Source organism: Stenotrophomonas sp. TWI169, from assembly GCF_039674705.1.
Taxonomy (GTDB): Bacteria; Pseudomonadota; Gammaproteobacteria; order Xanthomonadales; family Xanthomonadaceae; genus Stenotrophomonas; species Stenotrophomonas maltophilia_P.
Window position 1 is genome coordinate 87,490 of sequence record NZ_JBDJOB010000002.1, and the last position, 26,591, is coordinate 114,080.

Below are 26,591 nucleotides of genomic sequence, written 5' to 3' on the forward strand. Positions count from 1 at the left end.
TCAGACATAAAGCACCAACAGGGAAACAAGGCAAAGGGAAATCGCGAACTCGAACAGGCCCGGGTGCCAGACCCAGCGCAGCACGCCGCTGCGCGCTAACACGAAGCGAAGGCCCAGATAGATCGGCAGCGCCAAGCAGGCGTAGGCAAAGAACGGCGGCAGGTAGATGCCGGCGAACGAGAACTCACTGAGCATGGGCTTGGCCTCCAGAGTGGTATGGAACGCCGTTCGCATGACGCTCCAGCAGCGCGGCGATGTCGAACAACACGGCCGTCACGCGCCTCATTTCATCCATCGCAGCGTTGGATCGCACCGGCAAACGCGCCAGCGACGTCGCCGCACGGCGGGCATGACGAGCGGCGCTCACGGGATCACCGGACCGTTGACGCATGTAGCGCAGCGAGCGCTCCACCACACGCGGCCATTCGGCGTCTGGAGATGCGTGGCGCAGCCAGCGGCGAAGGCGTAGCAACTCTCGGCCCAGATGCAGACTGGTCAGTGCGTGGGCAATGGCACGATCCATCGCCTGCGGCTGCGCTTTGAGCAAGGCGCCGAGTTGCGCGATACGGTGCTGCTGACGCCATTGCCAGGCCGGCGCATCCGTCGGCTCTGCCCGCAAGGTGTCCAGCGCCGAGTCCCGGATTCGCTGGCGCAAGCGTGTTAGGTCACGCGCCCCGTTGCGGGGCAGCACGATCCTGAAGCCGAGCAGCGTGAAACACGTCGCCAGGATCCAGGCCACGGCCCCGTTGAGGAACAGCGCAAAGTCGTAATGCATCGGGTTATCCGCCGCCGCCAGTGTCGTGAACGCCACCAGATAGGCCACGCCGGCCAAGGCATAGCGTGGCATCGTGGTGGCAAACACGCCGGGCAGCCAGAACAGGCTCAAGGTCACCAGCAGCAGCGGCAAGCCCGAGACATGCGGCAGCACGATGAAGGTGCACAGGAAAGCCATCACCACGGCGGTCACCGTGCCCTTGATGAATTCGACCGCACCCAGCGCGGGATTGGGCGCGGTGGACAGCAGCGCGCAGGCCGCCGCCAACCCCGCCAGCATCATGTTGCCTTCCGTCCAGCCGGTGGCGATCCAGAAGGCACCGCCCATCAGCACGGTCAACAGGGCGCGCACGCCGTTCTGAAGGGCTGCGGCGGTATCGCGGTGGAACGGCACGGACACGCGAGCCGGCGTCGGCCTGGGGTGGTGGAACCGTTCGATGCCTTCGAGCGCTTGCAGGTAATCGTCGAGCTGCTCGATCAAGCGGTCGCCCGCGATCATCAGCGTGGCTTGCTCGGAGGCGTCGTCGAGCGAGGTGACCGTGAGAGTGTCCACCAGCCGAGTGCGCAGATCGGTCAGAAGCTGGATGGCATGTGCTCTTTTGGCCGGGCCGGATTCCCGCCCCAGCGACTGGCCCACCTCCCGCCATACCTTTTCCCAGTCCGGTTGCAACCCGCTCAGTACGGCGAGACTGGCGCTGTGTCCGTGCAGGGGCGGCGCACCGCCCACCAACGCGGAAAACAGCGAGACCATGGTGTGCCGCACCGTGCCGGCACGATGGGCCAGGTCGGCAGATTCGGCCTTGCCCAGCGCCAGCAGATCATCCACGCCGTAGACCTCGGTGATGAGGGCGCGCCGTCCGGCATCGAGCGGCTTTGTATCGAGTCCGCCGCTTCCTTGAATGGCTTGGTGATGTGTCGCAAGCATGCCCGCCGTGGCGGCCGCAAGGCGGTCGAGCAGCGAGGCCAGGCGGCTGTGCACGCTGCGGCTGCTGAAAAGGGCCGAGACCAGCGCCAGGCAGACCACGCCGACCATCACGGATGCCCCGCGTCCCATTACTTGGTCGAAGGTGCGTTCGGGATGCTGCATGGCGCCGTAGGCCGCCAGGCCCACGGTATAGCCTGCCAGCGTGGCACCGTAGGCCCGGAAATGACGCAGCAGGGTCATGCCCACCACGCACATCCCCAGCCACAGGCCGAAACCGAGCAGGAACAGCCAGGGCATTTGGCCAAAGACGCTCATCAGCACGAAGGCCGCCAACATGCCGACCAATGTGCCCAGCACCCGCCACACGCCCTTGCCGATCACGCCGCCCTGGACGGGGTTGATGACCAGCAGCACGCTGGACGCCGCCGCATAGGGCGCGTGCAGTTCCAGTAGATAGGCCGCCACCAAGGCCAAGCAGGCGGCCAGGATCGACCGCATCACATAGGTCGCGCGTGGGGTGCTCAGGTCGAGATAAGGCAGGCCACGCGCCAACCGCTCCCGCAACCGGTAGAGGCGTAAGGAGACGCCTGAATTCGCGTCAGGCACTTTCGCCAAATGCACGATGCAATCCTTCTCCAGTGATCAATACGCATCACTGTAGGCAGGGTCGATCATTACGAAAAGTGAATTTATTGCACTCGCATGATTGCGCGATACGCATGCATTTGCGCGAGCTGTTATGGCTTGGCGCGCTTGGCCGCTTGCGCCTGGCTCTCGTTGCAGAGCGTATGGATGGTCTGCCGCAGCCATTGATGGGCCGGGTCGCCGTCCAGGCGCGGGTGCCAGGCCTGGGTCAACAGCACCGTTTCCAGCGGTGTCGGCAAGTCGAACACGCGAATGCGCAGGCCTGCGGACAGCGCAGTACTGGCCAGATGCCGGGGCAACGGCAACAGCAGATCCGAATCCTGCAATGCGAACAGCGCCGTGTACGGATTGGGCAGCACCAGGGCGACGTGTCGGCGCAGCCCCTGCGCCTCCAGCGCGGCATCGACCGGCCCGGCGGCTTTGCCGCGCCGCGACACATTGATGTGCTCCCAGCGCGTGAGGCGCTCGGGTGTGATTTCTTCGTCGAAGATCGGATGGTTGATGCGCGCGACGCCCACGAACGTGGTGGTGAAAAGGGACTGCACGCGAATCTCAGGCCCCAGCTTGCGCGAGGCGCTGATGAACAGGTCGATGCGGCCGCTGCGCAGCGCCTCTTCGTCCACGTCGTCTTCCTCCGGCGAAAAGCGCAGCATCGCCCGCGGCATCTCCCGCGCCATCGCATTCAGGAGATGGCCCAGATGGATGCTCACGAACTCGTCGGTGGCGCGGACGTTGAAACGCCGATCCAGCGATTTCAGGTCGATCTCGGCATTGGCGGCGAACACCTGCGAGGCCTGTTCGACCGCCAGCCGCACCTGCTCGCGCAATGCCAGCGCCCTGGGCGTGGGTATGAGCTTGCGTCCGACCTGGACGAACACCGGATCGCCCAGCGCCTCCCGGATGCGGCTCAATGTGCGGCTCATTGCCGGCGCGCTCAGATGCATGCGGCGCGCGGCACCGATGACGCTGCCCTCGTCGAGCAGTGCATCCAGCGCCAGCAGGAGATTGAGGTCGGGACGCGACATGGCTGGTTCTCTAACGGTTTACCTTGATGCAATCATATATTCTTCTGGATAGCGCAAGAAGCACTCATTGGAAAGCGATCTTTCGCCCCACCAAGAAGAGATAACCGTCTAGGGAATCCACTTTCATGAAAACTGAAATCAACGTGGCCGTCGCAGTTGTGGGCCCCGGTGCGATCGGCACCACGATCGCGGCGATGCTGCATGAGGTTGGCCGTACGCCCTTGCTGTGTGGACGGACGCCCCGCGATCACCTGACGCTGCAGGAGGATGGCCGCTCCATGACCGTCCCCGGCCTGGTTCGGACGAGCCCAAAGCAGATCACTCGCACGGCTGATCTTGTGTTTCTGGCAGTCAAGGCCACGCAGATCGAGGCGGCGGCAGGCTGGCTGACCGCGCTTGTCGGGCAGCAAACCGTCGTGTGCGTTTTGCAGAACGGGATCGAACAGGTTGACAAAGTTCGCTCGCAAGCGTCACCCGGACACATCGTTCCCGCTGTCGTGTGGTTTCCTGCGCAGGCGCAATCCGATGGCTCGGTCCGCCTGCGCGGCGAGGCGCGCCTGACTCTGCCAGACACGGCTGCCGCGCTTGTCGTGGCCCAGGCACTGCAAGGCACGCGGTGCGCCGTGGACTTGGCCGAAAACTTCAGTACCCTGGCCTGGCGCAAGCTGTTGCAAAACGCGGTGGCGGGCCTCATGGCACTCACGCACCGTCGCTCGGGTATGTTCGTCCGCGCTGACATCGCCGGGCTGGCGCTGGCCTATTTGCGCGAATGCCTGGCCGTGGCAAACGCAGAGGGCATTGAACTCGGTGTGGAAGTGCCGCAAGAGATCCTCGGCAAATTCCAGTCGGCCCCTGCGGACATGGGCACCTCCATCCTCACGGATCGGGAAGCAGGCCGGCCGCTGGAATGGGATATCCGCAATGGCATCATCGCGCGTCTCGGCCGGCTTCATGGCGTTCCGACGCCGATCAGCGACATCCTGGTGCCGCTGCTCGCGGCTGCGAGCGACGGCCCAGGCTAAGGTGCATTTGGGCTTGCCCCGCCCCTCCGGACAGATCAGGTGTGACTTGGCGCTCCGCAATACTTCTGGGCTTGCCAGCGCGAAGCGCCTATGCAGCACCTGGCTCGAAAAGCGGCAACGGCAAACAGTGGTCAAAATCAGACCTAACCTTTTGACCTGAAATATCTTTCACGCCGCTGCATAGCTTCGCAAAGAACTTGACAGCGGACATTGTTCATGTGGTGCGGAGCGTGCGTTCGTCGCTATTACCCGCGGGCGAGGGCGAGCAGGCGCTCGGCGATCCGTTCCAGCGGCACCTGTTCCTCGGCCGCGCCGAGCTTGAACGCGGCGCCGGGCATGCCCCAGACCACACTGGTGGCTTCATCCTGCACCAGCGTCGGAGCGCCTGCCTGGCGCATTTCCAGCAGGCCGCGCGCGCCGTCATCGCCCATGCCGGTGAGAATGGCGCCGATGGCATTGCCCCCGGCACTCTGGGCCACCGAACGGAACAGCACATCGACCGCAGGCTTGTGCCGGTTCACGGCTGGGCCGTCATCGACGCGGCAACGCCAGCGCGCACCATCGCGGATGATCCGCAGGTGCCTGCCGCCCGGCGGCAGATAGGCATGGCCGGGCAGCACGGCTTCGCCGTCGCTGGCCTCGCGCACGGCCATCGCCGAATGCCGGTCGAGGCGTTCGGCGAAGGCGCTGCTGAAGCTGGCCGGCAGGTGCTGGGTCATCACCACCGCTGGTGCATCGGCGGGCAGGCCTTCCAGCACCACGCGCAGGGCTTCGGTGCCACCGGCTGACGAACCGATCGCAATCAGGCGGTCGGTGGTGCGGAACTGTGGTGCCACCGGGCGCGATGCCGGTGCCGCATCCAGGGTGAGTTTCGGTGCCGCAGCCCGCAGCAGCGGCCGCACCCGCGAGCGTGCGGCCATCTTCACCTTGCCGATGATTTCTTCGGCATAGCCCTGCAGTCCGCGCGCCACATCGAGCTTCGGCTTGGAAACGAAATCCACGGCACCCAGTGCCAGCGCCTGCAGGGTCGTGTCGGCCCCGCGCTCGGTCAGCGAAGAGATCATCACCACCGGCAAGGGATGCAGGCGCATCAGGTTTTCCAGGAAGGCCAGCCCGTCCATGCGCGGCATTTCTACGTCCAGGGTGATCACGTCCGGGGCGAGGCGCTTGATCTTCTCGCGTGCCAGCAGCGGATCGGCGGCGGTGCCGACCACGTCGATGGCCGGATCGCTGGAGAGGATTTCGGTCAGCATCTGCCGCACGACGGCGGAGTCGTCCACGATCAGGACCCGGCAGGGGGCGTTGCCGGTCAGGGTCATTCGAACAGCTCCACGCCACCGGTGACCGGGGCCCTGGACAGACGGGCACGCACTGCCGATTCGGTGGCGGCCACTTCCGCTTCGTGGGCATGTGGCAGGCGCTGCACGACCACGCGCCCGGTATCGGCAAAGAACCAGATCTTGCGTGGATGGATGCCGCACAGATCTTCGGCGATGATCGGAATGTGCTCGGCCTGCAGGTACTGGCGCACGAACTCGGCGTTGCGGGTTCCTACTGGATTGCTGGTGAAACCCTTGAGCACGTTGGCGCCGCCGAACACCTTGGCTTCCAGGCGCTTGCGGTGCGCGCCGCGCTTGAGCATGTCGTTGATGAGAAGCTCCATCGCATAGCTGCCGTAGCGTGCAGGCGCGCCGTCACCGGCATTGCCTTCCGGCAGCAGGAAATGGTTCATGCCGCCTATCTTCAGCACCGGATCGCGCAGGCAGGCAGCCACGCAGGAGCCCAGCGTGGTGGTCAGCGCAGTGGTGTCGTCGACCACCAGGTACTGGGTCGGCAACAGCTTGGCGGCGAGGGTCTGGAAGCGCGCGTCCTGGTAGCGCATCACCTCGTCGGTGCGCAGCGAGGCGTTCATGCCCCGGCCCCCTGCGCGCGGCGGTACAGGGTGCGGCCACAGGGCTGAATCAGATCGGCCGCGTGCAGGTAGTTCTCCGAGTGGCCGGTGTAGAGCAGCCCGTCATCGGTGAGATGCTGCACCAGCCGGCCAAGGATGGCGCGTTGGGTCGGCTTGTCGAAATAGATCATCACGTTGCGGCAGAACAGCGCATCGAACGGGCCGCCAACGTCGTAGCGCGGGGCAAGAAGATTCAGCGGGCGGAACTCGATCAGTTCGCGCAGTGCGGGCAGCACCCGGCACTGGCCCTCGTTGGGGCCACTGCCACGCTGGAAATACCGTCGGCGCAGCTCCGGATCGAGGCTGGCGACGCGGTCGATGGCGTACACGCCACGGCCTGCGGTGGCCAGGACCTGTGTGTCGACATCGGTGGCGATGATGCGGACCGGCGGCTTCAGGCTGCCGAACGCCTCGCACGCGGTGATCGCCATGGAGTAGGGTTCCTCGCCGGTGGACGCGGCGCAGGACCACAGCAGCAGCGGGGCGTGGCCGGAGCGCTGCCGCAGTTCCTCGCGCAGCTTGTCGAAATGGTGGGGCTCACGGAAAAAGGAGGTGAGGTTGGTGGTCAGGGCGTTGGTGAACGCCTGCCATTCGTCACCGCCCTCCTGTTCCAGATGGTCCAGGTACTGCTGGAAGCTGCGCATGCCGAGTGTGCGCAGGCGACGCGACAGGCGGCCATAGACCATGTCGCGCTTGGCGGGCGCGAGGGCGATGCCCACCCGCTGGTAGATCAGGTCGCAGACACGGCGGAAATCGCGGTCGGCGAACTCGAACTCGCGCGGACCGGTGACGATGGGGCTGGGACTATGCACGGGGGACGTGTCCATCGGCGTGGGCGGTGGCCGCAGCCACCGCGGGTTCTCAGAATTCCTGCCAGTCGCTGGCGACGACGGGGGGAGTGTGGGCGCGGCGGACCGGCGCGGCCGGCGCATGCGCGCGTGCCGTGTTGGCGGTCACCGTTGGTTCCACCCGTGCGGCCACCGCCTTCACTGCGGCGGCCACTTGGTTGTCGAGGCGGAAGATCGCCACGGCATCGGCCAGCTGCGCGGCCTGTTCCTCCATCGCCCGTGCAGCGGCGGTGGCTTCCTCCACCAGCGCGGCGTTCTGCTGGGTGGTCTCGTCCATCTGCACCACGGTCTGGTTGACCTGCTCGATGCCGGCGCTCTGTTCCTGCGAGGCCGCGGAAATCTCGGCCATGATGTCGGTCACGCGCTGCACCGAGGCAACGATCTCGCCCATGGTGGCGCCGGCCTTGTGCACCAGCGCAGAACCATCGGCGACCTTGCCCACCGAGTCATCGATCAGGCCCTTGATCTCCTTGGCGGCAGCGGCCGAGCGCTGGGCGAGGGTGCGCACTTCGCTGGCGACCACGGCAAAGCCGCGGCCCTGCTCACCGGCACGGGCGGCTTCGACCGCGGCATTGAGGGCCAGGATGTTGGTCTGGAAGGCGATGCCGTCGATGACGCTGATGATCTCGGCGATCTTCTTCGAGGAGGCTTCAATGGCGGACATGGTGGTGACCACCTGGCCGACCACTTCGCCGCCCTGGGAGGCGACGCCATGGGCACCGATGGCGAGCTGGTTGGCCTGGCGGGCGTGCTCGGCGTTCTGGCGCACGGTGGAGGTCAGTTCCTCCATCGAGGCGGCGGTTTCTTCCAGGTTGGCGGCCTGCTGTTCGGTACGGCGCGACAGGTCGTTGTTGCCCGAGGCGATTTCGCCGGCGGCCAGGGTGATGCTGGAGGCGCTGGCCTGGATCTGGCCAACGATGCGGGTCAGCTGGGTGACGGTGGCATTGGCATCGTCACGCATCCGTGCGAACACGCCCTGGTAGTCGCCCTGCATGCGGGCGGTCAGGTCGCCTTCGGCGATGGCTGACAGCAGCTGTGACAGCTTGCCGAGGTTCTCATCGCTGACTGCCATCATCGCGTTGAGGTTTTCCAGCATGGTGCGGAAATCGTGATCGAAGCGCTGTGCGTCGCCGCGACGGCTGAAGTCACCGGCAGCGGCGGCGCCGGCCAGCTGCTTGATCTCGGCATTGATGCGGCCGAGGTTGTCCTTGACGGTATCAACGGCGTGGGTCATCGCCGCCTTCTCGCCCGGGTAGCGGGCGATATCACGGCTCAGATCGCCGACGGCGTATTGCTGGACGACATCGAGCACATCATGAAGGGTCTGCACGTGGCCGCCGACCAGCGCATTGGTCTCCTGCACCATCAGCCCATACTCGCCGGGGAATGCGCTGGCATCGATGCGGTAGCTGAGTTCACCGGCGTCGTGGCGACGTGCCATCTCACGTTGGCCGCCGATCACGGCGTGCAGCTGCCGCTGCATGGCGGACATCGCATCCAGCAGGCGGCCGGGCTCGTCATGCGGCTGCGGGCCGATATGGCTGTCCAGTCTGCCAGCGGCGATGCCTTCGGCCACGGCCGTAGCCTGCTTCAACGGTACCGCGATGCGGTTGCCGATCAGCCAGCTCAAGGCCAGCACGATCAGAACCACCACGCCACCGGAGATCGCCATGATCGTGGTGAACACCAGGGCCTGCTTCTGCACGTCGTCCGTGTAGACACCACTGCTGATGACCCAGTTCCACGGCGCGAACAGCCCGGCATAGGCGATCTTGCCGACGGTGCCTTCGCTGCCGGGCTTGGCCCAGCGGTAGTCGACGAAGCCGCCCCCGGCCTTGGCTGCCTCGACCTGCTGGTAATAGATGCGCACCCCTTCATCGGTGCGGAAATCCTTCATGTCCTTGCCGACCAGGTCCTTGCGGAACGGGTGCATGAGTACCCGGTAGCCGGTGTCGTAGACGTTGTAGTAGTAGGTGTCGTTCTCGGCACGCATCCTCTCCAGCGCCTGCAGGGCGGCGGCCTTGGCTGCCTCTTCGCTGAGCTCGCCGGTACCGGCCAGGCGGTGGTAGTGCTGGACAATGCCGTAACTCAGTTCGACCTGGGTCTTCAGCGAGGTCTTGCGCGTTTCAGTCAGGTCGAGGTACTGCATGCGGGCGGCGATCACCGACAGCGCGACCACGCCCAGCGCGATGAGCAGCGTGAGCAGATTGAGCTTGCGCCGGACGGAGAGATTGCTGAAGTAGTGTTGCCAGCGATGCATGAGGTTCATCGAGCAGGACCAGTTTGAAGCAGGCGGGCGGCGCCGAGCCGGCCACGGCGGAATACACCATGACACCCCCGTTATCGGCCGCGGGCGCGCGGGATTGAGGTGCAGTGCCGGAACGCATTCAGGTTTCCTTGCAGCGGCGGCTGCGGCGCTGCCTGCGGCAGGCCTTTCAAGCAACAGCAACAGCAACGGCAACGGCAACGGCAGGTCATGGCGATGGGTTGCTATGGTTTGGCCGGGTCGGGGTGGGCAGGCAGGACACGCCGTGAACCCATCCATGGGGGCTCGATGGCGCCATCCATGGCGCCAACGGTCCTGCCTGCCCACCCCGACCCGGCCCGCCAGGGCTTCACTTCGGCGGCCGGCAAAGGCGTTGGGTTTCCACGTGGGAAGAGGGGTCGGATCCGTTTTCCTGTGGAAAACGGATCTGACCCCTGAAGTGGCCTGGCTTTTGCTTTTTGCTTTCTTTCTTCAATCCGGGGTGGACGCGCACGGAAACTGTCCGTGGCCGGGAGGGTGGGTTGCGCAGGGGCGTAAGCGCCATGGATGGCGCGCCCGAGCCTACAGGGACGTATTCACGGCGTCCCCTGCGCGACCCACCCTCCTGGCCCAAACGAAGGAAATCCGCAGCTCTCCGCGGCCACCCCGAGGGGCTTCGCCGTTGGCTGGACAATCAGATGCCCCTTAAACGAAAGCGCCCCGGCGCAGGGCCAGGGCGTTGTCGTGCGTCAGGTCAGGCAGGAATCAGAACTCCTGCCAGTCTCCGTCGGCCAGTTCCGCGGCCATCGGGCGACCGCCGCTGCTGCGGCGGGCCGGCGGTGCAGCCGGCGCCGGGGCGGCGGGTGCAGCGGTGCGCGGGGCGGGGGCGGCGACGCGGGGCGCGACCACGGTTTCGGCTTCATCGAGCACGAAGATGGACACCGCTTCACTCAGATGGCCTGCCTGTTCCTCCATGGCCCGCGCAGCGGCGGTGGCTTCCTCCACCAGCGCGGCGTTCTGCTGGGTGGTCTCGTCCATCTGCACCACGGTCTGGTTGACCTGCTCGATGCCGGCGCTCTGTTCCTGCGAGGCCGCGGAGATCTCGGCCATGATGTCGGTCACGCGCTGCACCGAGGCGACGATCTCGCCCATGGTGGCCCCGGCCTTGTGCACCAGTGCAGAACCATCGGCGACCTTGCCCACCGAGTCATCGATCAGGCCCTTGATCTCCTTGGCGGCAGCGGCCGAGCGCTGGGCGAGGGTGCGTACTTCGCTGGCGACCACCGCAAAGCCGCGGCCCTGTTCACCGGCACGGGCGGCCTCGACCGCGGCGTTGAGGGCCAGGATGTTGGTCTGGAAGGCGATGCCGTCGATGACGCTGATGATCTCGGCGATCTTCTTCGAGGAGGCTTCGATGGCGGACATGGTGGTGACCACCTGGCCGACCACTTCGCCGCCCTGGGAGGCGACGCCATGGGCACCGATGGCGAGCTGGTTGGCCTGGCGGGCGTGCTCGGCGTTCTGGCGCACGGTGGAGGTCAACTCCTCCATCGAGGCGGCAGTTTCTTCCAGGTTGGCGGCCTGCTGTTCGGTACGGCGCGACAGGTCGTTGTTGCCCGAGGCGATTTCGCCGGCGGCAGTACTGATTGCCCGGCTGGACTGCTTGATGCGGGTGACGATCTCGCTCAGCTGCGCGGCAGTGGCATTGGCATCGTCACGCATGCGTGCGAATACGCCCTGGTAGTCGCCATGCATGCGCACGGTGAGGTCACCCTGCGACAGCGCGGCGAGCAGGCCGGAAATCTGTTCGATGCTGCCGGCGTTGGCGTCGAGCAGGCCGTTGATCTGCTGGGCCAGCTGCAGGAAGAAGCCTTCCTTGTCGCTGGTTTCGATCCGGCCGGACAGGTCGCCGGCGGCGGCGCGGGCGATCACCCGGGCCACTTCGGCCTCGACCTGCGCTTCCTGGGTACGGTCACGCCATTCCACCACGCAGCCGACGGTGTCGCCGTCCTCGTTGCGGATGGTCGACACGACCTGGGCGAACTGGGCATCGCCGTACTGCATCGGGCGGCGGGCCACGCCGTGCTGCTTGAGGTTCGCCAGCAGGGACGGGTCCATCTCGCCACGGTGTTCCAGCACCGTGACCGGCTTGCCGATCAGCGAGTCCTGCGCATCGAAGTCAGGCAGGTCGCGGCGCACATCGTCCTGGTACTGGCTCAACGTCTGCTGCAGGGCACGGTTGCTGTAGACGATGGTGTTGTTGGTATCGGTCAGGTAGACGCCGGTCGAACTGTAATCCAGCGCGGTCCGGATGCGCAGGTTCTCACGGGCGATGGCCTGGTCGGTCTCGATGCGCTCACGCAGATCACGCTGCATGCGCTGCATGGCCTGCATCAGTTCGCCCACTTCATCCTGGCGGCTGACATCGATGTGACCGTCGAGCTTGCCGCCGGCGACATCATTGGCCACCGAGACGGCACCACGCACGCTGCCGACGAGGGCGCGGGCGAACAGCCACACCAGCACCAGGCCGAGCGCGGCGCCACCCAGCAGGGCGATCACGGTCAGGACGGACGAAGCGGCATAGGTGGATTCGGCCTGTTCGCGCGAGGCGCGTGCGAGGCGGTTGTCTTCGGCAATCAGGGCTTCCAGCGCCGCGGCGGCCTTGCGGTGCTTGGTGCGGGTCTCGCCGACGAAGGTATCGATGGCGTCGTCCGGCAGGTCCAGTTCCAGCATCTCGGTGACGCTGTCGTAGGAGGCCAGGGCGTCCTTCCAGTCCTTGGCGAAGGTGTCGAACAGCTTCTTCTGCTGGGCGTTGTCCACCAGCTTCGGATAGTCCTTGATGGAACTGTCCATGCTGGTACGCAGCGCTGCAGCCTGCTTGCGCGCGTCGGCCTTGACGTCATCGCTGGCACGGATCAGCTGCTGGTAGGCACTGTTGCGGTACTCGCCGAGCATGCCGCGCATCTCGCCGGCCAGGCGGATGCTTTCCATGCGCGAACCGGCCAACTCGGTGGTGACGTTGTTCAGCGAATGCAGGCCACGATAGGCGACGATGCCCTGCAGCAGCATCACCAGCAGGATGACGCCGAAGGTCACCATCAGCTTCGGCATCAGTTTCAGGTTGTTGATCCAAGGCATGGGCGTTGCGATCTCCTAAGGCAGACGCGCACGGGCATCGGGCCCGGTTGCGGCGGCGGCCACGCCGGCACCAGGACCGGCGTGACTGCGACGGACAGCGGATTACTTGATGTTGGCCAGCTTCAGGCCGGCCGGCGAGCTGACTTCGATCTCGGCGCGCGAGGCATCACGCTGGATCTTGCCGATCACGCACACGGTCTTGCCTTCCAGCGTTTCCAGCGGGAACGAGAACTTGCTGCGGTTTTCACCGGCGATGCGCGCCGAGAAGGTGTGGCGCGGGAAAGCGCCGCCCATGTACAGGAACGTCGGCTGGCCTTCGGAACCTTCGGCGAAGCGGGCCTTCTCGACCTTGCCGCAGACCATGCCGTCCTTGCCCACCGAGCGCGGGGCCAGTTCCGGCGGGATCATGTCCGAGGACTGGGCGAGGGCGGACGACGCGGTGGTGGCCAGGGCGGCAGCCGAAACGAGCGCGAGCAGGGACTTCATCGGGGTGGTTCTCCGGGAGGGTGATGGTTTTTTGCCGGTGGTACGCGTTCCCGCGCGGCCGGCCTCTGTCCCCCTATCGGCACCGCCGCAGGGAACTGAAGGGTTTCGTGACAGCAACGTGAAGCGGTACGCAGACTCAGGCGGCGGCGTCCTCGAGCAGGGCCGGCTGGCCCATGTCCGCGCTGTCCAGCAGGGTCTCGATGTCCAGCAGGATCAGCATGCGGTCGTCCTGGGTGCCGATGCCCGAGATGAACCGGGTATCGACCGCAGCGCCGAATTCAGGGGTCGGGCGGATCTGTTCGGACGACAGCGGGATGACGTCCGAGACGCTGTCCACCACGATGCCGACCACACGGTCATCGACATTGAGCACGATCATCACGGTAAAGGCGTCGTAGCGCGCGTTCTCCAGGCGCAGCTTCAGGCGCAGGTCGATCACCGGCACGATGGTTCCGCGCAGGTTGATTACGCCCTTGATGTAATCCGGTGCGTCCGGCACCCGGGTGACGGCATCGTAGCCGCGGATTTCCTGCACCTTGAGGATATCCACGCCGTAATGCTCGGCGCCGAGCGTGAAGCTGAGGAATTCGCCGCCGGCGCTGGCGGCGGAGCGGGTCTGGTCGTTCATCGAGGGGTCCTGGTTCTGCCGGAAGTCCCGGTGTCAGGCTCGATATCGGCCCCGCGCGGGGGGACTTTAGGCAGGGCCGTGACAGGACATTCCCGTCTGGTGAGGACCGGATGGCGCCAGGCCACGGCCGGCGCCAGCTACATCTCTCCGTTCCGGCGTGCCTTGCGCTGGCGGTCGATCCGGAAGATGTAGCGCTGGATGGCGCTGTCGCCACCGCGAGGCAGGCTGTCGAAGCGCATCCCCACGCGCTTGATTTCGGTACCGTTGGGCTGGCGCTGCGGCAGCAGGTTGCAGACCACCAGTTCGATATCCAGATCCGGCCCATCCGACAGCGACAGCACCGCCGCGTAGCGCTGCTGCAGGCCGAACACGGCGCAGTCGCTGGGCACCGCGACGGCAAGGCCACCGCCGCTGATGTCCACCACGCGCATCGACAACGCCTCGGGGCGTCCGTCCGCAGCCGGCAGCAGCAGCTGGGGCGAGTCGGTGATGGGGGTTTCCAGCCGGTACAGTTCGCGCCGCTGCAGATGCATCAGTTCCTCTGGCAGCGCAGCGCGGAAGGCGACGTGGCCGTCGTTGTCCACGCGCTGCAGCCCCTGCAGACGGAAGCGCACCAGCACGCGCTCAAGCTGGGCGAAACACAGCACATGATCGGCCTGCTCGGCTGCCCGGTTGGACGCCTCCTGCGGGCTGCCATCGATCAGCAGCACGTCCTCGTCTTCGTCCAGTTCCAACAGCGCGGTCGGGAACGAGCGATCGCGGCCGTCGATATGCGCGTTTATCAGGGAGCGCTGCTCGATCAGCGAGCGCAGCAGCTGCCGCAGCTGGCGCGGATTACGGACCAGGAAGCGTTCATCCGCGGCGTCGGCCGCATGGACATCGTGCACTGCTGTGTCGTTGCCGTCGGACATGGAATCTGTGGTCAGGGGCGGGCGCCTGCGCGCGCCGGCGCGTGGCTCGATGGGGATATCGGCCACCGCGCCGGATTATGAAGTGTGAGTTTCATCACCTTCCATCGGCCGGGCCGGGATCGAAGGAATGGGCCGGAGGCATCATTCCTCGATACCGGCGATCTGCCGCACACGCTGCATCACCGCCGGATTGTCGTCCCCTCCGTTCAGGTGGAAGCGCGCTACCGCGGCCGCCAGCAGCTGTGCCTGTTCGGCCATGCCGTGGGTGGCGGCGGTTGACGCCTCCACCAGCGTGGCGTTCTGGCGGGTGCTGGCGTCCATCTGCGCGATGCTCTGGTTCACCTGCTCGATGCCCATGCTCTGTTCCTGCGAGGCGGAGGAGATCTCGCCCATGATCTGGTTCACCTGCTGCACCGCGGCCACGACCCGCTGCATGGTGCTGCCGGCCTGTTGCACCAGTGCGGCGCCATCGCTGACCTTGCCGACAGAGGCGTCGATCAGGCCCTTGATCTCCTTGGCAGCACCCGCCGAGCGTTGGGCGAGGGTGCGCACTTCGCTGGCGACCACGGCAAAGCCGCGGCCCTGCTCACCGGCACGGGCGGCTTCGACCGCGGCATTGAGGGCCAGGATGTTGGTCTGGAAGGCGATGCCGTCGATGACGCTGATGATCTCGGCGATCTTCTTCGAGGAGGCTTCAATGGCGGACATGGTGGTGACCACCTGGCCGACGACCGTGCGCCCTTCGCCGGCGATGTCGGCCGCATCGGTGGCCAGCTGGTTGGCCTGCCGCGCATGTCCCGCGTTCTGGCGCACGGTCGCGGTCAACTCCTCCATGGTGGCGGCGGTTTCCTCCAGGCTGGCCGCCTGCTGTTCGGTGCGGCTGGCCAGGTGACCGTTGCCCTGCGCCAGTCCGGCGGCGGCGCCGGTGAGGCGGCTGGAGGCTGCCTGGATGCTGCCGACGATGCGGGTCAGCTCGGCGATGGTGGTGTTGGCATCGTCGCGGATGCGGGCGTAAACGCCGTGGAAGTCGCCCTGCATCTGCACGGTGAGGTCGCCGCGCGAGAGCGAGGACAGCAGCTGCGAGATCTGCTCGATGCTGCGTGCGTTGGCATCCAGCAGGCCGTTGAGGCGTTCCGCCAGCTGCAGGAAGAAGCCTTCCTTGCCGGCGGTTCCTACGCGGCCGCTGAAGTCGCCCTGCGCGGCGGCATCGACGATATGGCCGAGTTCTTTTTCGACCTCGATCTCGGCTGTGCGGTCGGCCCACTCCACCACGAATCCCTGGCGCTGTTCGTCGTCGCCGATGATCGGATTGACGATCAGCTGCAGGGCCCGGCCGCCGACGCGGATCTGCGTGCGATAGGTGCCGGTGAGGCGGTCGAGCAGGGTGGCCTGGTGGGCCGGATTGCGGTGGAAGATGTCGATGTTGCGGCCCAGCAGGTCGGCGGCGCTGAACTGTGGCAGGTCACGGCGCAGGTCGGCTTCGGCGGCGGCCAGCATTTTCTGCAGTGGACGGTTGACGAAGACGATGTTGCGGTCACGGTCGGCGATCATCACGTTGGTGGTGACATCGTCCAGCGCGCTGCGGATGCGCAGCGATTCGCCACCGGCCGCCAGCTCGCGCTGGCGGCGCTGCAGCAGCCGGGTGCTGGCCTGGACCAGGGCGGCGGCCAGCGAGTCCTGCGGGAACTGGCTGGCATGCAGCGCCTCGGGCAGGGGCTGGTCGTCGGCCAGGCCGCGTGCCAGGTGTGCCAGTTGCTGCGGGTCGTGGCCGAGCAGCAGAAGCTGGCGGCGCATCTGGACGGCCATCACCGACAGCAGGCCGGCCTCGATGGTGACGTACAGGGCGTGCAGGACCAGCACGCCCAGACCACTGCCGGCGGCGAATACCGGGTACGGCAGGCCGCGCGTCTGCAGGGCGAAGAACAGCACGTGATGCACGGCGATCGCCACGGCGGCCACCACGATCGGCAGCCAGTCGCGGTAGTACAGCAGCAGTGCGATCAGCACGATGACCGTGAAGTGGGTCTCCAGCTGTCCGTGCGTCTGGTGGATCAAGGTGGCCGACAGCACCATCCACGCCAGCGCTGTCGTGCAGCGGCTGAGGCGGCTGCCGGGTTGCAGGTGGACCTGCACCGCGCTGACCAGCAGCGCAGGCAGTGCGACCAGCAGCCACGGTGTCCATTGACCATGGCGCACGGCCAGTGCCAGCGAGGCCAGGACCAGCCCTGCACTGACCAGCAGGAACAGGCGGTCGGCACCCGCGGCCAGCGTGCGCAGGTAAGGCGGTGTCGGCTGACCGGTCGGCGCGGCGGTATTACGGGTGGAGGCATGCATGCGCTACTCCTTGTGGCATGGGCAATGATGGGAAAGGATCACGGGCGCCTGTGCATTGCGCAGCAGCCCCGCAACCAGTGGAGCGGCTGCGAGCGGACGGCCGCCGCAGCCCGCGTCGAGAAGGGAGGGCCCGGCATAGACAAGGCGCTGCTGGTACAGCACCAACCATTCGAAGGGCAGCGGCGTGCGGGCCTCCCGCAGGTCGATGCCGTCGGGTGTGCGCGCCGGTGGTGCGCAGCCACACACGATGGACTGCCGCAGCAGCAGGGGATGCTGATGGCTGGCGGCAAGCACGGCGGGCGACAGCTGCGCCAGCACGTCCGCGGCGCGCCAGCGGCCGGCCGGTGGCTGTGAAGCATCGGCCTGCGCCCACAGCGCGGCGAGGGTCCATCCCAGCCACGCAGCGAGCAGCAGCACGCCGGCCAGCATTCGCCCACGCTGTACCGGTATCGGGTCGGGGTCGTTGCTGGCTGGCATCGCTGGCTCGCGTAGGACCGTGTCCCGTTAGCGGCGAGCGGCGGCTGAACCTGAAGAAAAATTCAATCAGTTGGCCGGGGCAACGCTGGAACTGTGATGCGTTGCGACGACCGGCGAGGAGTCACGGCGATCAGACCGGGCCGGTCGAGGGCCGGATCCCTGCCAGTGTGCAGGAATCCGACGCGTCCCAGTTCCGATGCGGTCAGAACTCCTGCCAGTCGCCGTCGAGTGCCAGCGCCGGCTGCGCCGCCGCGGCGCGTGCGACGCGCTGGGGGGCCGGCCTGGCCGCTGGAGCTGCCGCTGGCGTTCTGCGCTGCGCCGCCGCGACCACCGCCGGTAGCGGTGCTTCGTTCTGTGACTCCAGGCGGAAGCGGGCCACGGCCTCACCCAGCTGCACAGCCTGTTCCTCCATCGCCCGTGCAGCGGCGGTGGCTTCCTCCACCAGCGCGGCGTTCTGCTGGGTGGTCTCGTCCATCTGCACCACGGTCTGGTTGACCTGCTCGATGCCGGCGCTCTGTTCCTGCGAGGCCGCGGAAATCTCGGCCATGATGTCGGTCACGCGCTGCACCGAGGCAACGATCTCGCCCATGGTGGCGCCGGCCTTGTGCACCAGCGCAGAACCATCGGCGACCTTGCCCACCGAGTCGTCGATCAGGCCCTTGATCTCCTTGGCGGCAGCGGCCGAGCGCTGGGCGAGGGTGCGCACTTCGCTGGCGACCACCGCAAAGCCGCGGCCCTGTTCACCGGCGCGGGCGGCCTCGACCGCGGCGTTCAGGGCCAGGATGTTGGTCTGGAAGGCGATGCTGTCGATGACGCTGATGATCTCGGCGATCTTCTTCGAGGAGGCTTCGATGGCGGACATGGTGGTGACCACCTGGCCGACCACTTCGCCGCCCTGGGAGGCGACGCCATGGGCACCGATGGCGAGCTGGTTGGCCTGGCGGGCGTGCTCGGCGTTCTGGCGCACGGTGGAGGTCAGTTCCTCCATCGAGGCGGCGGTTTCTTCCAGGTTGGCGGCCTGCTGTTCGGTACGGCGCGACAGGTCGTTGTTGCCCGAGGCGATTTCGCCGGCGGCCAGGGTGATGCTGGAGGCGCTGGCCTGGATCTGGCCAACGATGCGGGTCAGCTGGGTGACGGTGGCATTGGCATCGTCACGCATCCGTGCGAACACGCCGTTGAACTGCCCGTCCATGCGCGCGGTGAGGTCCCCGGCAGCGATCGACTGCAGCAGCTGCGAGAGCTGGCCGAGATTGCTGTCGGCGACCTCCATCATGGTGTTCAGGTGATCGATCATCACCTTGAAATCATGCTGGAAGCGCTGTGCGTCGCCGCGCTGGCTGAAGTCGCCCGCGGCGGCTGCGGCCGCGAGCTGCTGGATCTGCGTATTGATCGCCAGCAGGCTGGACTTGGCCGCATCCATCGACTCATGCAGGATGGCGCGGCTGCCGGGCAGGCGGCGCGCGTCCGGTGCGAGATTGCCGACGGCATACTGGTTGAGTACGTCGATCGCATCGCGGATCGCGTCCAGGTGCTCGAAAATGACCGTATTGATGCCGCTGGCGAGCTGGCCGTAGACACCCGGGAAGTCTTCCGGGATGCGATGGCTGATATCCGGTCCGGCATGCATCTGCGCCATCAGCTGCGTCTGCTCGGAGAATCGGCGCAGCATTGCGGTCATTTCCGCGGTGGCGGACAGCATCTGGCCGGCCTCGTCGTTGCTGGTGGCGCGGGTGCTGACGCTCAGGTCACCGCGGGCGACTGCCTGGATGGCCTGCACGGCCTTGCCGAGCGGACCGGTCACGGCCCGCGAGATGACCGTGGCCAGCGCGGCGGCCAGCAACGACAGCAGTACGATGCAGCCGATGATGGCGATCATGCTGGCGCGATGGGTGGCGTTGGCATCGGCGATCCGCGCGTCCATCAGGCCGGCGATGTGGGCACCCAGTGCCTTCAGGGCGTCGAACAGTTCACGCCGTGCCGGGCGCGACTGCTCGTCGGAAATCTGCTGCGCCATGATGCCGTCGCCGGCGGCCACTGCGTCACGCATGGCCTTGTTGGCGGCGAAGTAGCGATCCACCTGCGCCGAGGCGGCGCGATACAGTTCGCGTTCCTTGTCCTGGGCCGGCAAGGCGGCATAGGCCGCCAGTTCATCGCGTACGGCTTTGGCGGTGGTGTCCATGCGCTTGTTGTAGTCGGCCACCTTGTCCGGCTGGTCCAGCATGGTCAGCTGGGCCAGCTCGTAGGTACGGAATTCACCAAGCTGCGAGCGGGCTTCGCCCAGATGCTGCACCGACGGAATATCGTTGCTGGCCATCGCCCCCAGCTGGTCGTTGGCCTGGCTCAGGCGCAACAGTGCGAACGCACCCAGCAGCAGGGTCATCAGGGTGGTGAGGGTGAACCCCACGGCCAGCTTGCGGGCGATGGGCAGATCGTGGAACCACTTCATGCAGGTGCTCCAGGTGGGCAGAGTGGCGGGCGTGCGTGCCGGCCGGGGAGTGCAGCGTGAACCGGAGCCGATGCGCGTCCGGTCACGACTGTCACTGCGAGATAGCGGCGCACGGCCGGCGGACTTTATGGATGGGCGTCACATCCGGATGCGTAGGGACGGCGGCGCGGACGCGTTGCAGGGGCCGTGTTCCGGCCTGCACGCGGGGGGGTTCCTGCGGCGCCGTGGGCCGACGGAGTTCACGAAATGGAGCGGGAGGCGCACACTCGCCTTGCTACCGGGCTGCACACAAACGAAAGCCGCCGCCCGTGTGGGGCGGCGGCCCTGGATCACCTGCGCTCGGACTCAGGCGGCCTGCGGCACGCGCAGCGAGCGCACCAGCCCACCGATGTCGACGATCAGTGCAACGCGGCCATCGCCGAGGATGGTGGCGCCGGACACGCCGCCGATACGCCGGTAGTTGTTCTCGATGTTCTTGACCACGACCTGCTGCTGGCCGACCAGTTCGTCCACTTCCAGTGCGATCTTCTGCCCGTCGCCTTCCACCACCACCACCAGCGATTCGCTGCCGGGCATGCGGGCGCCGTACCCGTAGTACTCGCTGAGGGACAGGATCGGCAGGTACTCGCCACGCACGCGCAGCACGCGCCCTTCGCCGGCCATGCTGCGGATGTCCTCCGGCTGCGGCTGCAGGGCTTCCAGCACATAGGCCAGCGGCAGGATCAACGTCTCGCCCGCCACCGCCACGGTCATGCCGTCGAGGATGGCCAGGGTCAGCGGCAGCCGGATCAGGGTACGCGTTCCAGTGCCCAGGCTGCTTTCGATCTGTACTTCACCGCCCAGTGCCTGGATGTTGCGACGGACGACGTCCATGCCCACGCCGCGCCCGGAGAGATCGGTGACGGCGTCGGCGGTGGAGAAGCCCGGCTGGAAGATCAGGTCCCAGACCTGCGAGTCGGTGGGATTGTCGGGCACGCTCAGGCCGCGTTCGGCCGCCTTGGCGAGGATCCTGGCGCGATCCAGGCCGCGTCCGTCGTCGCTGACTTCGATGACGATGTGGCCTCCCTGGTGCGACGCCGCCAGGGTGATGGTGCCGGTCTCGTCCTTGCCTGCGCCCTTGCGCACGTCCGGCATTTCCAGCCCGTGGTCGATGGAGTTGCGGACCAGGTGGACGAGCGGATCGGCGATCTTCTCGATCAGGCCCTTGTCCAGTTCGGTGCCTTCACCGATGGTGCGCAGGCGGACCTGCTTGCCGAGGCGGGTGGAGAGGTCGCGGACCAGGCGCGGGAAGCGGCGGAACACGGCGTCGACCGGCAGCATGCGCACGCCGATGACGGCTTCCTGCAGGTCGCGGGTGTTGCGTTCGAGCTGATCCAGGCCGGCGAACAGGCTCTCGGCAAGCACCGGATCCAGTGCATGCGAGACCTGCTTGAGCATGGCCTGGGTGATGACCAGTTCACCGACCAGATTGATCAGTGCGTCCACCTTGTCGACACTGACGCGGATCGAGGTTTCCGCGTCCTGGCTGGTGCCAGGGGTGCCACTGGCGGCAGGGGCGGCGGCAACGGGGGGTACTGCAGCAACGGGCGTGGAAGGGGCGTTGGCTGTTGTATCGGGGGCGCGGGTGGCCAGGCTCGGCGGCGCGGCCGGACGGATGTCCAGTTCGCAGTCGTCCAGCACCCACGCAAAGGTGTCTTCGATCTTGCTGCGCGGCACCTTGCCGACCAGGCCGAGGTCCCACGCAAGATGGGCTTCGAGAGGGTCAAGCTGGGCGAAGCCGGGCAGGCGTTCGAGCCGCGCAGCGACCTGCAGCGAGCCGAGATGTTCCAGTTCGCGGATGATGCGCAGCGGATCATTGCCACTCATGAACAGTGAGGGCGCGGGGGTGAAGCCGATCTGCCAGGCTTCGGGCGTATCGTCCACCGGTGCTGCGGCGGCAGCCGCGGCCGGGGCGCTGGCTGCCGGCTGGCCGGACAGCACTGCCTCCAGCCGCGCCTTCACCGCGGCGACGGCCGCCGGATCGGCCGCCTGGCCGTGCTCGGCCTCGCGCAGCAGGGCGCGCAGCACATCCACGGACGACAGCATCGCATCGACCGCGTGGCCTTCCAGCGCGCGCTTGCCGGCGCGCAGCTCGTCCAGCAGCGTTTCCAGTACGTGGGTGAGCGCGGCGATGGCATCGAAGCCGAACGTACCGGCACCGCCCTTGATGGAGTGGGCGGCGCGGAACACCGAGTTGATGATCTCCGCGTCCTGCTGCCCCGACTCCAGGGCCAGCAGGCCGGCCTCCATCGCGTCGAGGCCTTCGCGGCTCTCTTCGAAGAAGGTGGCGTGGAAGCGTTGCAGGTCCATGCTCATGCAGTGGTGATCCGGAAGCGAAGAAGGGGAACGGTGCGGGGCGATCAGCCCAGCACTTTCTGCACGGTGGCGACCAGCTGTTCCGGGTTGAACGGCTTGACCAGCCAGCCGGTGGCGCCGGCGGCCTTGCCTTCGGACTTCTTGTCGGCGGCGGACTCGGTGGTCAGCATCAGCAGCGGCGTGAACTTGTAGTCCGGCAGCTGGCGCAGCTCGCGGATCAGCGCAATGCCGTCCATGTTCGGCATGTTGACGTCGGTGACCACCGCGTTGAAGCGCTGTCCCTTCGCGCGGCCGAGCGCGACCGCGCCGTCTTCAGCTTCTTCGACGGCAAAACCGGCCGAGGTGAGGGCGAAGGACACCATCTGGCGCATCGACGCCGAATCGTCCACCACCAAGATACGTGCGCTCATGCAGCGTTCTCCACAGATTTCAGGTTGTCATGGGGTACGTCCAGGCCCAGAGCCTGGGTGACGCCCAGCAGGCGCGCGGCGTCACGGAAGGTTGCAGTGCAACCGTGGAAGCCGGTGTCCAGGCCCGCCTCGCGGCGTGCCTGCACGAATGCACACAGCACCTGCACGGCGGCGGTGTGGACGCGGCCGACCTGGCTTGCATCCAGGGTCAGCTCGCCAACCTGCGCTACCAGCGGGGCGAGGCGGTTCTTGAGCTCGGTGCTGGTCTCGATGCCGAGATCCTCACCCAGTTCGACAGTGCTCATCGTTGCTCCGGACAAACGGTTCCGTCATCCATATCGGCACCCGCCAGGGGTTCTTTAGGGGGCGGTGAGGCCCTGCGTGCCCGTTCCGACGGGCCCGGGCAACGCGTGGCCCCCGCCTCAGTTGAGCAGGCGGGTGGCGTCGAGCAGGATCATCGGCCGTTGGCTGACGCGGGCCACACCACGGAAGAGGTCGTTGGAGATCTGGCAGATGCGGGCGGTATCCGGTGGCTCGATCTGCGAATCAGTGAGATTGGCGACGTCTTCCACGGCCGAGACGCGCAGGCCGATGGTCTCGCCGTCTTCCTCCAGCACCACGATGCGGGTCTGTGCGTCGTCCTCGGCCGCCGCTGCGCCCAGGTGCAGCCCAAGGTCCATCACGGGCACCACCTGGCCGCGCAGGTTCATGATCCCCAGCATCGCCGGCGCAGTGCCGCGCAGCGGCAGCAGGGGTACCGGCAGTACCACCTCCTGCACTTTCAGCAGTTCCAGTGCATAGGCCTGGCTGCCACAGCGCATCCGCAGCCAGCGCGAGGTGCGCTCGTTCGCGCGGCGGTGCTGCGGATGCGGGCTGTTGGCGGGTCGATGGGCCTGCGCCTGCAGTTCCTGCCAGCTGGCAGGGCGGCTGGCGGCGGGTGCTTCGAGGGCGACACGCGGCGGTGCAGCCGCTGCCGGCGGCGCAGCGGCGGGTGCCGGGGGCACGATCCGCGCGGGCGCCACCGGATCCACCCCTTCGCCGCTGGCGGCGGCCTCGAAGGCAGCCTGCAGCGCGGGGCTGTCGGTGTGGGCCAGCAACGGGCTTTCCGCGCCGTCGGTCTCGTAGATCACCTCATCGGGCAGATCGTCCCAGGTCGGCTGGCGTTCGGCAGCGGCCGGTGCAGCGGACTGGCTGGCGGCCTCGAAGGCGGCCGCCAGAGCGGCGTCATCCACGGGCACCACGTCGCTGCTGCCGGTTTCGTAGATGACCTCTGCCGGCAGGTCGTCCCAGGTCGGCTCGCGTTCGGCGATCGCCGCCGGAAGCGCCGTGTTGCCTGCATCGGGGTTGGCCGCCACCGGGGCGATCGCTTCGCCCAGCAGCTCGTCCAGATAGTCGTCCAGCACGCCGGTGGTGTTCATGCGGCCTGCTCCAGCGCGCGCGCATCCTCGCCAAGGATCCAGTTCAGCGCGCGACGGTAGGCCGCGAGCCCGCGGCCGGGATAGTCCTCGCCGACGCTCGGCAGGGTCAGGCCGGCCGCGTTGCTGACCCGCGTGTCGATCGGAATCGCATCCTCCCAGACGCGTGCGCCGTGACGGTCCTGCATGCTGCGCAGTGATTCGTTGCCGGTGCGGGTGCGGCGGTCGAACAGGGTGGGCAGGATCGAGATCGGCAGCGGGCGCCGGCGCGAGCGCTCGACCATCTCACCGGTGCGCACCATGCCGTCCAGCCCGTGCAGTGCCAGCGGCTCGGCCTGCGTCGGAATGATCAGGCGGTCCGCTGCCGCGAGCGCATTGATCATCAGCAGGCCGAGTGTGGGCGCGCAGTCCAGCAGGATGTAGTCGTGCTGGCCCTGGTGCCGTGCCAGCGCGTTCTGCAGCGCCAGGCCAAGGCCCGGCTGGTTGGCGCTGCGGCGCTCCAGCGTGGCCAGTGCCGGCTGTGCACAGACGTAGTCCAGGCCGCTGACGCTGCTGGTGTGGCAAAGGCTGGACAGCTCGGCCGGAGGTGCGCCGAACAGCTCAAGTACGCCGGTCGGTGGCGGGTCCACCGGCACGCCGAAGGCGCGGCTGAGCGAGGCGTGGGGATCAAGATCGATCAGCAGCACGCGATGGCCCTGCGTGGCCAGGTTGCGACCGAGGGCCAGGGTGGTCGTCGTCTTGCCGACTCCGCCCTTCTGGTTGGCGACTGCCCAGATGCGCATGGGTTTACTCCTTCATTGCCGGGGGAGCGGCGGCGCCGACACGGCTGCCAGCCGGCACCGGTGGCAACTGCACCGGTGCGATTGGGGACGGGGAGGGCACTGTGGCGGGTGTTGCCGCAGGCCCGGCGGACGGGTCGGCCGCGCCGTTGGCGGCGTTCAGGCGCTGGCCCAGCGGGTCGACCGAGTGCGAGGTATCGGCCAGGATGATGACCATCACCCTCCGGTTGCGGTTGCGACCCTGCGCACTGTCGTTGTCCTCGCGCGGGCGGAACTGGCCGTAGCCGACCATGGCCAGACGCGAGGGCTGCAGGCCCTGGTCGGCGAACAGGTGGACCACGCTGGCGGCCCGCGCGGCCGACAGTTCCCAGTTGGAGGGGAAGGTGGCGGTGGCGATCGGCACGTTGTCGGTGTGGCCTTCCACCCGCACGCTGTTGGGTACGTCGCGCAGCACACCGGCCAGGCTGGACAGCGTCCCGCGCGCGTGCACGTCCAGCGCCGCCGAGCCGGTCGGGAACAGGATGTCGCTGTTGATCTCCACTTCGATCCACAGCTCGGTGCGGCGCACGCTGATCATGCCGCGCTCGATCAGCGGCGACAGCGCGGCGGTCAACCGGTCGGCGATGCTGCTGAGCTGGCGCTCGGCACGGGCGATCTGCTGCTGGTCGTGCACCGAGACCGGCATGCGCATCTGCGAGGCCATGGCCGGCAGCAGGGTAGGGTCGTGCGAGGGTGCCGGTGCGGAAGGGCCGATCTTGGTGCCGGACTTGATCACCGAAGGACTGTCCCAGCCGCCCCCCTGCACCTGCTTGTTGCCGACCTGCACCGGATTGATGGTGCGCGGCGCGCCACCAAAGGCATCGGTGAGCGCATCGGCCATGATCCGGTACTTGCCTTCGTTGATCGAGGAGATCGCATACATCACCACGAAGAAGGCCAGCAGCAGCGTCATCAGATCGGCATAGGGGATCGCCCATGCTTCATGGTTGGCGTGCTCTTCGTGGTGTCTGCGGCGGGCCATGTCAGTGCAGGAAGCCGGACAGGTTGGTTTCGATGTTCCGCGGGTTCTCGCCCTGCGCGATCGAGATCAGGCCTTCGATGACCATCTCGCGGTCGCGGCTGTTGTGGGCGATCACTCCCTTCAGCTTGGCGGCGATCGGCAGGAACAGCAGGTTGGCCGACGCGATGCCGTAGATGGTGGCGGTGAAGGCGGCGGCGATGCCATGCCCCAGCTTGCTGGGGTCGGCCAGGTTCTTCATGACGGCGATCAGGCCCAGCACCGCACCGATGATGCCCAGCGTCGGCGCATAGATGCCCATGCCCTCGAAGACCTTGGCAGCGGCCTGGTCACGGTGTTCCTGGCTGCCCAGCTCGATCTCCAGCATGTGCCGGATCGATTCGGGCTCGACGCCATCGACCAGCAGCTGCAGGCCTTTGCGCAGGAACGGATCCTGCTGCGCTTCCACCTGCGCTTCCAGGCCCAGCAGGCCCTGGCGGCGGGCGATGTTGCTCCACTCGACAATCTGCTGGATCAGCTCGCGACGATCGCTGTGCGGCGGGCGCACGACCCAGCGCACGATCCGGAAGGCATGCCTGAATACGGCGGGTGCGGTGTGCAGCAGGATCGCGGCGATGGTGCCGACGATGACGATCACGAACGCCGCAGGCGACCACAGGGACGCCAGTCCGGCGCCCTTGAGGATGCTGCCGCCGACCAGCGAGGCCAGGGCGAGAAAGAGTCCGATGAGGCTGAGTCTATCCATGGGTCCGGTAT

Annotated in this window: 21 protein-coding genes and 1 pseudogene; 1 reads left to right on the forward strand and 21 read right to left on the reverse strand. The window is 67.1% G+C overall.

Features of this window, described 5'->3' with window-relative positions; all coding sequences use genetic code 11:
• The 3 genes from ABE543_RS02110 to ABE543_RS02120 form a co-directional block, all read right to left on the reverse strand.
• Window positions 1–195, reverse strand: a complete 195-nt coding sequence (locus tag ABE543_RS02110; protein WP_346475228.1) for a DUF1656 domain-containing protein — start codon at window positions 193–195, stop codon at window positions 1–3.
• The gene (locus tag ABE543_RS02115) at window positions 185–2,320 is read right to left on the reverse strand and encodes an FUSC family protein (protein ID WP_346475229.1); all 2,136 of its coding nucleotides are present in this window, start codon (window positions 2,318–2,320) and stop codon (window positions 185–187) included. Before ABE543_RS02115 ends, ABE543_RS02110 begins: the two co-directional genes overlap by 11 nt.
• A gap of 116 nt (window positions 2,321–2,436) precedes the next feature.
• A complete protein-coding gene (locus tag ABE543_RS02120) occupies window positions 2,437–3,369 on the reverse strand; it encodes a LysR substrate-binding domain-containing protein (RefSeq protein WP_197572264.1) in 933 nt (310 codons plus the stop codon).
• 125 nt (window positions 3,370–3,494) lie between these two features.
• On the opposite strand from ABE543_RS02120, the gene ABE543_RS02125 reads away from it, so the two are divergent.
• Window positions 3,495–4,391, forward strand: coding sequence for an oxidoreductase (locus ABE543_RS02125; RefSeq protein ID WP_346475230.1), 897 nt, complete (start codon window positions 3,495–3,497; stop codon window positions 4,389–4,391).
• A gap of 245 nt (window positions 4,392–4,636) precedes the next feature.
• Here the strand turns inward: ABE543_RS02125 and ABE543_RS02130 are convergent, their stop codons facing one another.
• From ABE543_RS02130 to ABE543_RS02215, 18 genes and pseudogenes are all read right to left on the reverse strand, one after another.
• Window positions 4,637–5,710 (reverse strand): chemotaxis response regulator protein-glutamate methylesterase, encoded by a 1,074-nt coding sequence (locus ABE543_RS02130; RefSeq protein ID WP_155760180.1) that lies wholly within the window; start codon window positions 5,708–5,710, stop codon window positions 4,637–4,639.
• Window positions 5,707–6,303 carry a chemoreceptor glutamine deamidase CheD gene (gene cheD / locus ABE543_RS02135; RefSeq protein ID WP_053519995.1) on the reverse strand — a complete coding sequence of 199 codons (597 nt, stop codon included), beginning with the start codon at window positions 6,301–6,303 and terminating at the stop codon, window positions 5,707–5,709. The genes ABE543_RS02130 and cheD overlap by 4 nt, the downstream gene beginning before the upstream one ends.
• Window positions 6,300–7,169, reverse strand: a complete 870-nt coding sequence (locus tag ABE543_RS02140) for a CheR family methyltransferase (RefSeq protein WP_053519996.1) — start codon at window positions 7,167–7,169, stop codon at window positions 6,300–6,302. Before ABE543_RS02140 ends, cheD begins: the two co-directional genes overlap by 4 nt.
• 34 nt (window positions 7,170–7,203) lie before the next feature.
• Window positions 7,204–9,459 (reverse strand): methyl-accepting chemotaxis protein, encoded by a 2,256-nt coding sequence (locus ABE543_RS02145; RefSeq protein ID WP_164152593.1) that lies wholly within the window; start codon window positions 9,457–9,459, stop codon window positions 7,204–7,206.
• 741 nt (window positions 9,460–10,200) lie between these two features.
• On the reverse strand, window positions 10,201–12,576 hold the full coding sequence (locus ABE543_RS02150) for a methyl-accepting chemotaxis protein (RefSeq protein WP_346475231.1): 2,376 nt from the start codon (window positions 12,574–12,576) through the stop codon (window positions 10,201–10,203).
• Between the two features lie 102 nt (window positions 12,577–12,678).
• Window positions 12,679–13,062 carry a hypothetical protein gene (locus ABE543_RS02155; protein ID WP_053520421.1) on the reverse strand — a complete coding sequence of 128 codons (384 nt, stop codon included), beginning with the start codon at window positions 13,060–13,062 and terminating at the stop codon, window positions 12,679–12,681.
• Between the two features lie 136 nt (window positions 13,063–13,198).
• Window positions 13,199–13,690 (reverse strand): chemotaxis protein CheW, encoded by a 492-nt coding sequence (locus ABE543_RS02160; RefSeq protein ID WP_053520422.1) that lies wholly within the window; start codon window positions 13,688–13,690, stop codon window positions 13,199–13,201.
• Window positions 13,691–13,827: 137 nt separating this feature from the next.
• On the reverse strand, window positions 13,828–14,601 hold the full coding sequence (locus ABE543_RS02165; RefSeq protein ID WP_053520423.1) for a flagellar brake protein: 774 nt from the start codon (window positions 14,599–14,601) through the stop codon (window positions 13,828–13,830).
• A 141-nt stretch (window positions 14,602–14,742) separates the two neighbouring features.
• On the reverse strand, window positions 14,743–16,935 hold the full coding sequence (locus ABE543_RS02170) for a methyl-accepting chemotaxis protein (RefSeq protein ID WP_346475232.1): 2,193 nt from the start codon (window positions 16,933–16,935) through the stop codon (window positions 14,743–14,745).
• A gap of 3 nt (window positions 16,936–16,938) precedes the next feature.
• On the reverse strand, window positions 16,939–17,412 hold the full coding sequence (locus tag ABE543_RS02175; RefSeq protein WP_128990761.1) for a hypothetical protein: 474 nt from the start codon (window positions 17,410–17,412) through the stop codon (window positions 16,939–16,941).
• A 202-nt stretch (window positions 17,413–17,614) separates the two neighbouring features.
• The gene (locus ABE543_RS02180) at window positions 17,615–19,858 is read right to left on the reverse strand and encodes a methyl-accepting chemotaxis protein (protein WP_346475233.1); all 2,244 of its coding nucleotides are present in this window, start codon (window positions 19,856–19,858) and stop codon (window positions 17,615–17,617) included.
• Between the two features lie 345 nt (window positions 19,859–20,203).
• Entirely contained in the window at window positions 20,204–22,213 is a 2,010-nt protein-coding gene (locus tag ABE543_RS02185; protein WP_053520424.1) for a chemotaxis protein CheA, read from the reverse strand.
• 44 nt (window positions 22,214–22,257) lie between these two features.
• On the reverse strand, window positions 22,258–22,623 hold the full coding sequence (locus ABE543_RS02190; RefSeq protein WP_005409521.1) for a response regulator: 366 nt from the start codon (window positions 22,621–22,623) through the stop codon (window positions 22,258–22,260).
• Window positions 22,620–22,928: an STAS domain-containing protein gene (locus ABE543_RS02195; RefSeq protein ID WP_053520056.1), complete on the reverse strand. Its 309-nt coding sequence runs from the start codon at window positions 22,926–22,928 to the stop codon at window positions 22,620–22,622. Before ABE543_RS02195 ends, ABE543_RS02190 begins: the two co-directional genes overlap by 4 nt.
• A gap of 117 nt (window positions 22,929–23,045) precedes the next feature.
• Complete coding sequence (locus ABE543_RS02200) at window positions 23,046–24,041, reverse strand: chemotaxis protein CheW (protein ID WP_283219838.1); 996 nt, start codon at window positions 24,039–24,041, stop codon at window positions 23,046–23,048.
• The gene (locus tag ABE543_RS02205; RefSeq protein ID WP_065176153.1) at window positions 24,038–24,820 is read right to left on the reverse strand and encodes a ParA family protein; all 783 of its coding nucleotides are present in this window, start codon (window positions 24,818–24,820) and stop codon (window positions 24,038–24,040) included. Before ABE543_RS02205 ends, ABE543_RS02200 begins: the two co-directional genes overlap by 4 nt.
• A gap of 172 nt (window positions 24,821–24,992) precedes the next feature.
• Window positions 24,993–25,838 (reverse strand): annotated as a pseudogene (motD, locus tag ABE543_RS02210) (flagellar motor protein MotD); the annotation flags it as partial.
• 1 nt (window position 25,839) lies between these two features.
• Complete coding sequence (locus ABE543_RS02215; protein ID WP_053520060.1) at window positions 25,840–26,580, reverse strand: flagellar motor protein; 741 nt, start codon at window positions 26,578–26,580, stop codon at window positions 25,840–25,842.
• Window positions 26,581–26,591: the final 11 nt, after the last annotated feature.

What these genes read in the sequence shown, in the direction of transcription:
- ABE543_RS02195 (WP_053520056.1), bottom strand. Translation starts at nt 22,928, where the DNA reads ATGAGCACTGTCGAACTGGGTGAGGATCTCGGCATCGAGACCAGCACC.
- ABE543_RS02125 (WP_346475230.1), top strand. Translation starts at nt 3,495, where the DNA reads ATGAAAACTGAAATCAACGTGGCCGTCGCAGTTGTGGGCCCCGGTGCG.
- ABE543_RS02110 (WP_346475228.1), bottom strand. Translation starts at nt 195, where the DNA reads ATGCTCAGTGAGTTCTCGTTCGCCGGCATCTACCTGCCGCCGTTCTTT.
- cheD (WP_053519995.1), bottom strand. Translation starts at nt 6,303, where the DNA reads ATGAACGCCTCGCTGCGCACCGACGAGGTGATGCGCTACCAGGACGCG.
- ABE543_RS02145 (WP_164152593.1), bottom strand. Translation starts at nt 9,459, where the DNA reads ATGAACCTCATGCATCGCTGGCAACACTACTTCAGCAATCTCTCCGTC.
- ABE543_RS02175 (WP_128990761.1), bottom strand. Translation starts at nt 17,412, where the DNA reads ATGCCAGCCAGCAACGACCCCGACCCGATACCGGTACAGCGTGGGCGA.
- ABE543_RS02160 (WP_053520422.1), bottom strand. Translation starts at nt 13,690, where the DNA reads ATGAACGACCAGACCCGCTCCGCCGCCAGCGCCGGCGGCGAATTCCTC.
- ABE543_RS02120 (WP_197572264.1), bottom strand. Translation starts at nt 3,369, where the DNA reads ATGTCGCGTCCCGACCTCAATCTCCTGCTGGCGCTGGATGCACTGCTC.
- ABE543_RS02215 (WP_053520060.1), bottom strand. Translation starts at nt 26,580, where the DNA reads ATGGATAGACTCAGCCTCATCGGACTCTTTCTCGCCCTGGCCTCGCTG.
- ABE543_RS02190 (WP_005409521.1), bottom strand. Translation starts at nt 22,623, where the DNA reads ATGAGCGCACGTATCTTGGTGGTGGACGATTCGGCGTCGATGCGCCAG.
- ABE543_RS02130 (WP_155760180.1), bottom strand. Translation starts at nt 5,710, where the DNA reads ATGACCCTGACCGGCAACGCCCCCTGCCGGGTCCTGATCGTGGACGAC.
- ABE543_RS02180 (WP_346475233.1), bottom strand. Translation starts at nt 19,858, where the DNA reads ATGAAGTGGTTCCACGATCTGCCCATCGCCCGCAAGCTGGCCGTGGGG.
- ABE543_RS02140 (WP_053519996.1), bottom strand. Translation starts at nt 7,169, where the DNA reads ATGGACACGTCCCCCGTGCATAGTCCCAGCCCCATCGTCACCGGTCCG.
- ABE543_RS02165 (WP_053520423.1), bottom strand. Translation starts at nt 14,601, where the DNA reads ATGTCCGACGGCAACGACACAGCAGTGCACGATGTCCATGCGGCCGAC.
- ABE543_RS02150 (WP_346475231.1), bottom strand. Translation starts at nt 12,576, where the DNA reads ATGCCTTGGATCAACAACCTGAAACTGATGCCGAAGCTGATGGTGACC.
- ABE543_RS02205 (WP_065176153.1), bottom strand. Translation starts at nt 24,820, where the DNA reads ATGCGCATCTGGGCAGTCGCCAACCAGAAGGGCGGAGTCGGCAAGACG.
- ABE543_RS02200 (WP_283219838.1), bottom strand. Translation starts at nt 24,041, where the DNA reads ATGAACACCACCGGCGTGCTGGACGACTATCTGGACGAGCTGCTGGGC.
- ABE543_RS02170 (WP_346475232.1), bottom strand. Translation starts at nt 16,935, where the DNA reads ATGCATGCCTCCACCCGTAATACCGCCGCGCCGACCGGTCAGCCGACA.
- ABE543_RS02155 (WP_053520421.1), bottom strand. Translation starts at nt 13,062, where the DNA reads ATGAAGTCCCTGCTCGCGCTCGTTTCGGCTGCCGCCCTGGCCACCACC.
- ABE543_RS02185 (WP_053520424.1), bottom strand. Translation starts at nt 22,213, where the DNA reads ATGAGCATGGACCTGCAACGCTTCCACGCCACCTTCTTCGAAGAGAGC.